Origin of the sequence: Pseudomonas sp. 22515, assembly GCF_052044625.1 — a bacterium.
GTDB lineage: Bacteria > Pseudomonadota > Gammaproteobacteria > Pseudomonadales > Pseudomonadaceae > Aquipseudomonas > Aquipseudomonas alloputida.
The window spans coordinates 1-8,326 of sequence record NZ_JBQENN010000057.1; the positions used below are offsets into that span (position 1 = coordinate 1).

At 60.9% G+C, this 8,326-nt stretch carries 6 protein-coding genes; 2 read left to right on the forward strand and 4 right to left on the reverse strand.

What is annotated here, in order from left to right:
• Window positions 1-71: 71 nt before the first annotated feature.
• From ltrA (ACTJJN_RS26720) to ACTJJN_RS26730, 3 genes are all read right to left on the reverse strand, one after another.
• On the reverse strand, window positions 72-1,493 hold the full coding sequence (gene ltrA / locus ACTJJN_RS26720) for a group II intron reverse transcriptase/maturase (protein ID WP_221101214.1): 1,422 nt from the start codon (window positions 1,491-1,493) through the stop codon (window positions 72-74).
• A gap of 473 nt (window positions 1,494-1,966) precedes the next feature.
• The gene (locus ACTJJN_RS26725; protein ID WP_003254941.1) at window positions 1,967-3,184 is read right to left on the reverse strand and encodes an argininosuccinate synthase; all 1,218 of its coding nucleotides are present in this window, start codon (window positions 3,182-3,184) and stop codon (window positions 1,967-1,969) included.
• Between the two features lie 319 nt (window positions 3,185-3,503).
• Entirely contained in the window at window positions 3,504-4,445 is a 942-nt protein-coding gene (locus ACTJJN_RS26730) for a flagellar protein MotY (protein ID WP_014755517.1), read from the reverse strand.
• Between the two features lie 130 nt (window positions 4,446-4,575).
• Between ACTJJN_RS26730 and pyrC the strand changes: the two genes are divergently transcribed.
• A complete protein-coding gene (pyrC, locus tag ACTJJN_RS26735; RefSeq protein ID WP_014755516.1) occupies window positions 4,576-5,622 on the forward strand; it encodes a dihydroorotase in 1,047 nt (348 codons plus the stop codon).
• Between the two features lie 59 nt (window positions 5,623-5,681).
• A complete protein-coding gene (gene rnt / locus ACTJJN_RS26740; protein ID WP_010952252.1) occupies window positions 5,682-6,293 on the forward strand; it encodes a ribonuclease T in 612 nt (203 codons plus the stop codon).
• Window positions 6,294-6,476: 183 nt separating this feature from the next.
• Here rnt and ltrA (ACTJJN_RS26745) read toward each other — a convergent pair whose 3' ends face one another.
• Window positions 6,477-7,898: a group II intron reverse transcriptase/maturase gene (ltrA, locus tag ACTJJN_RS26745; protein ID WP_221101214.1), complete on the reverse strand. Its 1,422-nt coding sequence runs from the start codon at window positions 7,896-7,898 to the stop codon at window positions 6,477-6,479.
• Between the last annotated feature and the right edge of the window lie 428 nt (window positions 7,899-8,326).

Below are 8,326 nucleotides of genomic sequence, written 5' to 3' on the forward strand. Positions count from 1 at the left end.
ATTGAGTAGGAGGCGGGTTCACACCCGCCGTCCTCTCACACCACCGTGCGTACGGTTCCGTACACGGCGGTTCAAGCTATGCGGCTAAGCCGGTTGATCGTATCCAGTATCGAGACCAGTCCGAGTCGATCCCATAGTTTCTTCGGCAGCGCCTGATTCATATGTGGCGCCCCCGAGTTCCACCATGGGCCTCGGCCGTTATAGGCCGATTTACAGGCACGCTCCTCGCTTAAGCCCAGACGCATCAGGTTGCGCGCCCTCGTAGAGGGCTGTTTCCATTGGCGCCAAATGGCACAGCGGAGTTTGTGCCTGATCCAGCCATCCAGCTCCTCAAGTGGCCGCTTGCTCTGGCTGAGCTTGAAGTAACCCGCCCAACCTCGTAGTACGGGGTTTATCCGCTCGATGGTGTTTGCCATCTTGCGGCCCCGCGCGCCGCATAGCAGCTCTGCGAGCCGGTCGCGCAGGCGACTCAGGCTCACCGTTGCCACCCGCAACCTTGGCTGCTGATGCCAGCTCATCCCATAACCCAAGTAATCACACTTCCAGGCTCTCGCGACTCGACTCTTCTTCTGATTCACCGTCAGTTTCAAACGTTGACTCAGGAAGCGCTCGACACTAGCCAGTACCCGTTCGCCAGCCCGAGGACTGCGCACATAAATGTTCGCGTCATCGGCATAGCGCACGAAGCGATGGCCCCGCCGCTCCAGTTCGCGGTCAAATTCATCGAGCAGGATATTCGACAGCAGCGGCGAGAGCGGGCCGCCTTGCGGCGTCCCTTCCTGCCGTGGACTGACGACACCGCCTGACATGACTCCCGCTTCAAGGTAGCGACGGATAAGCCTAAGTACGCACTTATCTTTGACCCGGCGCTCGATACAGGCCATGAGGATGTCGTGGTTGACCCGATCAAAAAACTTCTCCAGATCGACTTCCACGCACCACCGGTGCCCCGATGCCACATGGGCACGGGCCATCTCGACAGCTTGATGCGCGCTCCTGCCCGGACGGAAGCCGTAGCTAAAATCCGAGAACAAAGGATCGAAGAATGGCGTGAGTTGTTGCAGCAATGCCTGCTGGATCAGGCGATCCACGACGCTGGGAATTCCCAGTTGCCGCGTGCCGCCCTGCGGCTTGAGAATTTCAACCGCACGTACGGCTTGGGGATGGTATTCACCGGCCAGCAATCTGCCTTTGAGGATTGGCCAATACTGATTCACATAGCCTGCAAGGTCGGCGACCGTCATGCCATCGGCACCCGGCGCTCCCTTATTGCTGACTACGCGCTTATACGCACGTCTGAGGTTGGCCGGTGCGAGCACCCGCTCCATCAGCGTGTCCGGCTCTGCGTTCGTCCACGCCGATGACGCCGTCGATACCTTTGCGCTGTCAGGCATCATCCTCGGCTTCTGGCCGGGATTCGGAGTGACAGATTCCGTTTTAGGAAATTTCTGCATTGCGGCTACCAACGAGACAGTGACGCCTACTGGCGGCATAACCTGTTCGGCCCTTGGTGACGCGGTTAACCGCCACTTACTACGGCCTCGGCTGACTTCTGCACGCTCATCCCGTCGCCTCTCGACGCTCGGTAGCACCAAGGCAAGCGTACAGATCTCCCAGGGTAATTCGCGTGACCTTCCTGCTTATGCCTGTCGGATTTACGTCGCAGCGTTCCGTGCAAGTATTGGGCTTTGACGATTATGGCCGTCTTGCCCCGCTGCGCCGCCTGATCCGCTTCCTGTTCGTCAGGCCAGCATTTTGCCTCGGGCTTCCTTCAGATTCGTAGTCGCCCACGACACCCTTGCCTCTGGCTAACACTTCCCCTTGCCGGGTGTGTAGAGGACTTTCACCCCCAAGTCACCAGCGAGGCCACCACAGCCAAGCTGGTTGCGCTATCGCGCAACGCGCCATGCCTGGCGCACCATAAAAAAACCCCGGACTAAGCCGGGGTTTTCGCACACACCAGCAATCAGAGCAGCGAACGGCCCTTGTTGGCGGCAATGCGCATACGCAGTGCATTGAGTTTGATGAAGCCAGCAGCATCTGCCTGGTTGTAGGCACCACCATCTTCTTCAAAGGTGGCGATGTTGGCATCGAACAGCGAATCGTCCGACTTGCGGCCAACCACGGTCACATTGCCCTTGTACAGTTTCAGGCGCACCACACCATTCACGTTGACCTGCGAAGCATCGATCATCTGCTGCAGCATCAGACGCTCCGGGCTCCACCAGTAGCCGGTGTAGATCAGGCTGGCATACTTTGGCATCAGCTCATCTTTCAGGTGAGCGACTTCGCGGTCCAGTGTGATCGACTCGATGGCACGGTGTGCCTTGAGCATGATGGTACCGCCAGGCGTTTCGTAGCAACCGCGCGACTTCATGCCGACGTAACGGTTTTCGACGATGTCCAGACGGCCGATGCCGTTGGCACCACCGATACGGTTCAGGTCTGCCAGGACGGTGGCCGGGGATTTCTCGACGCCGTCGATGGCAACGATGTCACCATTGCGGTAGGTCAGCTCGATGTAGGTAGCCTGGTCCGGGGCGTTCTCAGGCGAGACACTCCAGCGCCACATGTCTTCTTCGTGCTCGGTCCAGGTATCTTCCAGGACACCGCCCTCGTAGGAGATGTGCAGCAGGTTGGCGTCCATCGAGTACGGCGACTTCTTCTTGCCGTGGCGCTCGATCGGGATGCCGTGCTTCTCGGCGTAGTCCATCAGCTTTTCGCGGGACAGCAGGTCCCACTCACGCCATGGGGCGATGACCTTGACGCCTGGCTTCAGGGCATAGGCACCCAGCTCGAAGCGCACCTGGTCGTTACCCTTGCCGGTGGCGCCATGGGAAATGGCGTCAGCGCCGGTTTCGTTGGCGATTTCGATCAGACGCTTGGCGATCAGCGGACGGGCGATGGAAGTACCCAGCAGGTACTCGCCTTCGTAGACGGTGTTGGCGCGGAACATCGGGAACACGAAATCACGCACGAATTCTTCGCGCAGGTCGTCGATGTAGATCTCTTTAACGCCCATTGCCTGGGCCTTGGCACGGGCCGGTTCGACCTCTTCGCCCTGCCCCAGGTCAGCGGTGAAGGTCACCACTTCGCAGTTGTAGGTATCCTGCAGCCACTTGAGAATCACCGAAGTATCAAGGCCGCCGGAATACGCCAGTACGACCTTTTTTACGTCCGCCATGCCATCACTCCACGGGGTTGTACGGAAAGGGACCGATTCTACCGGCGTTGCGGATAAATTTACAGTGGGGCGACAGCTTCTGACGACAAAGCGACAAGAACTTTCGTAGGGGCGACGGGCGGTCGGTTGCGGGATGTGGCATGAGGCATGAGGCATGAGGACCATGGAGGGGCGTCGAACCGCAGCGTGCATGCCTTCAGGCGTTCAGCGCCTGTGAGACCGAGCGCCGCGAGGTGTCCGCCTCGACACAGGCGCTGAAAATGTTGTGACGAACCCCTGTTGGCCTTGATGCGAGCCCATGACATGCACCGACCAGATCTCAGGGCGCCTTCGCCCCCGGGACGCCCGAGGCAGGTGCAACAACAGGCGCCGCTTGCTCAACCTGCTTTTCCACCGGTTTCTCAACCACCGCCACCCGATCCAGCTCGATATTCACCCGCCGATTACGCGCCCGATTCGACGCACTGTTGTTCTTCGCGAGCGGATAACGTTCGCCATGGAAGCGCACAGTGATCTGCTCCTCCGGCACACCGTTAGCCTTGAAGTAATCGGCAACGGCCAATGCCCGACGGCGCGACAGGTCGCGGTTGGTAAGGCGGTTGCCACTGTTGTCGGAGTGGCCGTTGAGCTCGACATGATTCACCGTCGGGTCGGCTTTCATGTAATCGAGGATCACGTCCAGCCGCGCCTTGGCTGCTGCATCCAGCTCGATACCGCCCCCGGGGAAACCCACCTGGGTCTGGCGCACCTGGTCGTAGTTCATCGGCAACAGTTTGCCAGCACAGACCTGATAGTCATTGTAGGCTTTGGCGAAGCTGACCGGCAGCACTCGCACCTCCATCGGCCTGCCCGCCTCACCGGTGTAGTTGCGCACGACGGTGCTACGCCCGTCGAGCAAGCCGTTGATCAGCCGGCTGGCCTGCCCTTGGGAGGAGCTGAACAGCACACCACTGCGGGCCATACGCACATTGCCCAGGTTGATATCGCCACGCCCTGGTTGCCACGGCGCTGCCGCGGCCAGCAGGCTGGCGGTGCCTGCACCCAGTACGTTGCTGTCCGACCGCAGCTGGAACACCGGCTGCTCGCCTGCCCGACGCACGAACGTACCGCTGCCGAAACCTTCGATCGGCTGGCTCAGACGGCACTCGAACTGGTCACCCTCGACCTTCCAGGCAATATTTTCCATGCGCGTCTGGAAAGTCAGTGCGCCGGCCGGCAGGCTGGCGAACAGGGTCAACAGGGCTAGGTAACGCTGGCGCACGGGCGGCTCCACAAATTCTGGCGGCTTACCTGCAGGCTATCGGACGCTGTCCGGAAAACTTGATAGCCGTGCTCGCCCCGGGGTTTTCCGGTAGGATTGGGGCTTGAGTTCGACCCGCCTGGAATCCCCAATGTCCGATCGCCTGACCCTCCTGCGCCCCGACGACTGGCACATCCATCTGCGCGATGGTGCCGTCCTGCCCCACACCGTTGGCGACGTGGCGCGTACCTTCGCCCGTGCCATCATCATGCCCAACCTCGTGCCGCCGGTGCGCAATGCCAACGAGGCCGGCGCCTACCGTGAGCGCATTCTGGCTGCCCGCCCGGCCGGCAGCCGCTTCGAGCCGCTGATGGTGCTGTACCTCACCGACAACATCAGCCCCGAGGACATCCGCGCGGCCAAGGCCAGCGGTTTCGTGTACGCCGCCAAGTTGTACCCGGCCGGCGCCACCACCAACTCCGATTCCGGCGTGACCAGCATCGACAACATCTTCCCGGCCATAGAGGCAATGGCGGAAGTGGGCATGCCGCTGCTGGTCCATGGCGAAGTGACCCGCAGCGAGATCGACGTGTTCGACCGCGAGAAGCGCTTCATCGACGAGCACATGCGCCGTGTGGTCGAGCGCTTCCCGACGCTGAAAGTGGTGTTCGAACACATCACCACCAGCGATGCCGCGCAGTTCGTCACCGAGGCCCCGGCCAACGTGGGTGCGACCATCACCGCCCAGCACCTGCTGTACAACCGCAACCACATGCTGGTCGGCGGCATTCGCCCGCACTTCTACTGCCTGCCGATCCTCAAGCGCAACACCCACCAGGTGGCCTTGCTGGACGCAGCCACCAGCGGCAATCCGAAGTTCTTCCTCGGCACCGACTCGGCACCTCATGCCCGTCACGCCAAGGAAGCAGCCTGCGGTTGCGCGGGTTGCTACACCGCCTATGCGGCCATCGAGATGTACGCCGAAGCGTTCGAGCAGCGTAACGCGCTGGACAAGCTGGAAGGCTTCGCCAGCCTGCACGGCCCGGCCTTCTATGGCCTGCCGGCGAACACCGACACCATTACCCTGGTCCGCGAAGAATGGACCGCTCCGGAAAGCCTGCCATTTGGCGAGCAAACCGTAGTCCCGCTGCGCGCTGGCGAAAAACTGCGCTGGCGCCTGCTGGAGAAAAACGCGTGAGCGAAGACCTTTACGAAGACGACCTGGACACCCAAGGCAGCAGCGGTCCTCGCCACCCGATGGCCGAGCGCTTCCGCGGCTATCTGCCGGTCGTGGTGGATGTTGAAACCGGTGGTTTCAACAGCGCTACCGATGCATTGCTGGAAATTGCCGCCGTCACCATCGGCATGGACGAGAAAGGCTTCCTGTTCCCCGAACACACCTACTTCCACCGCGTGGAGCCGTTCGAGGGCGCCAACATCGAGCCGGCCGCACTTGAGTTCACCGGGATCAAGCTGGACCACCCGCTGCGCATGGCGGTCAGCGAGGAAAGCGCGATGACCGACATCTTCCGTGGCGTGCGCAAGGCACTCAAGGCCAACGGCTGCAAGCGGGCAATTCTGGTCGGCCACAACAGCAGCTTCGACCTGGGTTTCCTCAATGCAGCAGTGGCGCGCAATGACCTGAAGCGCAACCCGTTCCACCCGTTCTCCAGCTTCGACACCGCCACCCTGGCGGGCCTGGCGTATGGCCAGACCGTGCTGGCACGAGCCTGCCAGAGCGCTGACATCGATTTCGACGGGCGTGAGGCGCACTCGGCACGTTATGACACCGAGAAAACAGCTGAGCTGTTCTGCGGCATCGTCAACCGCTGGAAAGAAATGGGCGGCTGGCGCGATTTCAACGATTGATCTGCCAAAGGCATTCGCGGGCACGCCCGCTCCCACAGGTTCACCTTTGCCTTCAGGCATGCAGAAAATCGGTGGGAGCGGGCGCGCCCGCGAAGAGGCCGGCACAGGAAGAATTGAGTAGGAGGCGGGTTCACACCCGCCGTCCTCTCACACCACCGTGCGTACGGTTCCGTACACGGCGGTTCAAGCTATGCGGCTAAGCCGGTTGATCGTATCCAGTATCGAGACCAGTCCGAGTCGATCCCATAGTTTCTTCGGCAGCGCCTGATTCATATGTGGCGCCCCCGAGTTCCACCATGGGCCTCGGCCGTTATAGGCCGATTTACAGGCACGCTCCTCGCTTAAGCCCAGACGCATCAGGTTGCGCGCCCTCGTAGAGGGCTGTTTCCATTGGCGCCAAATGGCACAGCGGAGTTTGTGCCTGATCCAGCCATCCAGCTCCTCAAGTGGCCGCTTGCTCTGGCTGAGCTTGAAGTAACCCGCCCAACCTCGTAGTACGGGGTTTATCCGCTCGATGGTGTTTGCCATCTTGCGGCCCCGCGCGCCGCATAGCAGCTCTGCGAGCCGGTCGCGCAGGCGACTCAGGCTCACCGTTGCCACCCGCAACCTTGGCTGCTGATGCCAGCTCATCCCATAACCCAAGTAATCACACTTCCAGGCTCTCGCGACTCGACTCTTCTTCTGATTCACCGTCAGTTTCAAACGTTGACTCAGGAAGCGCTCGACACTAGCCAGTACCCGTTCGCCAGCCCGAGGACTGCGCACATAAATGTTCGCGTCATCGGCATAGCGCACGAAGCGATGGCCCCGCCGCTCCAGTTCGCGGTCAAATTCATCGAGCAGGATATTCGACAGCAGCGGCGAGAGCGGGCCGCCTTGCGGCGTCCCTTCCTGCCGTGGACTGACGACACCGCCTGACATGACTCCCGCTTCAAGGTAGCGACGGATAAGCCTAAGTACGCACTTATCTTTGACCCGGCGCTCGATACAGGCCATGAGGATGTCGTGGTTGACCCGATCAAAAAACTTCTCCAGATCGACTTCCACGCACCACCGGTGCCCCGATGCCACATGGGCACGGGCCATCTCGACAGCTTGATGCGCGCTCCTGCCCGGACGGAAGCCGTAGCTAAAATCCGAGAACAAAGGATCGAAGAATGGCGTGAGTTGTTGCAGCAATGCCTGCTGGATCAGGCGATCCACGACGCTGGGAATTCCCAGTTGCCGCGTGCCGCCCTGCGGCTTGAGAATTTCAACCGCACGTACGGCTTGGGGATGGTATTCACCGGCCAGCAATCTGCCTTTGAGGATTGGCCAATACTGATTCACATAGCCTGCAAGGTCGGCGACCGTCATGCCATCGGCACCCGGCGCTCCCTTATTGCTGACTACGCGCTTATACGCACGTCTGAGGTTGGCCGGTGCGAGCACCCGCTCCATCAGCGTGTCCGGCTCTGCGTTCGTCCACGCCGATGACGCCGTCGATACCTTTGCGCTGTCAGGCATCATCCTCGGCTTCTGGCCGGGATTCGGAGTGACAGATTCCGTTTTAGGAAATTTCTGCATTGCGGCTACCAACGAGACAGTGACGCCTACTGGCGGCATAACCTGTTCGGCCCTTGGTGACGCGGTTAACCGCCACTTACTACGGCCTCGGCTGACTTCTGCACGCTCATCCCGTCGCCTCTCGACGCTCGGTAGCACCAAGGCAAGCGTACAGATCTCCCAGGGTAATTCGCGTGACCTTCCTGCTTATGCCTGTCGGATTTACGTCGCAGCGTTCCGTGCAAGTATTGGGCTTTGACGATTATGGCCGTCTTGCCCCGCTGCGCCGCCTGATCCGCTTCCTGTTCGTCAGGCCAGCATTTTGCCTCGGGCTTCCTTCAGATTCGTAGTCGCCCACGACACCCTTGCCTCTGGCTAACACTTCCCCTTGCCGGGTGTGTAGAGGACTTTCACCCCCAAGTCACCAGCGAGGCCACCACAGCCAAGCTGGTTGCGCTATCGCGCAACGCGCCATGCCTGGCGCACCA

What these genes read in the sequence shown, in the direction of transcription:
- ltrA (WP_221101214.1), bottom strand. Translation starts at nt 1,493, where the DNA reads ATGCCGCCAGTAGGCGTCACTGTCTCGTTGGTAGCCGCAATGCAGAAA.
- ACTJJN_RS26725 (WP_003254941.1), bottom strand. Translation starts at nt 3,184, where the DNA reads ATGGCGGACGTAAAAAAGGTCGTACTGGCGTATTCCGGCGGCCTTGAT.
- pyrC (WP_014755516.1), top strand. Translation starts at nt 4,576, where the DNA reads ATGTCCGATCGCCTGACCCTCCTGCGCCCCGACGACTGGCACATCCAT.
- rnt (WP_010952252.1), top strand. Translation starts at nt 5,682, where the DNA reads ATGGCCGAGCGCTTCCGCGGCTATCTGCCGGTCGTGGTGGATGTTGAA.
- ltrA (WP_221101214.1), bottom strand. Translation starts at nt 7,898, where the DNA reads ATGCCGCCAGTAGGCGTCACTGTCTCGTTGGTAGCCGCAATGCAGAAA.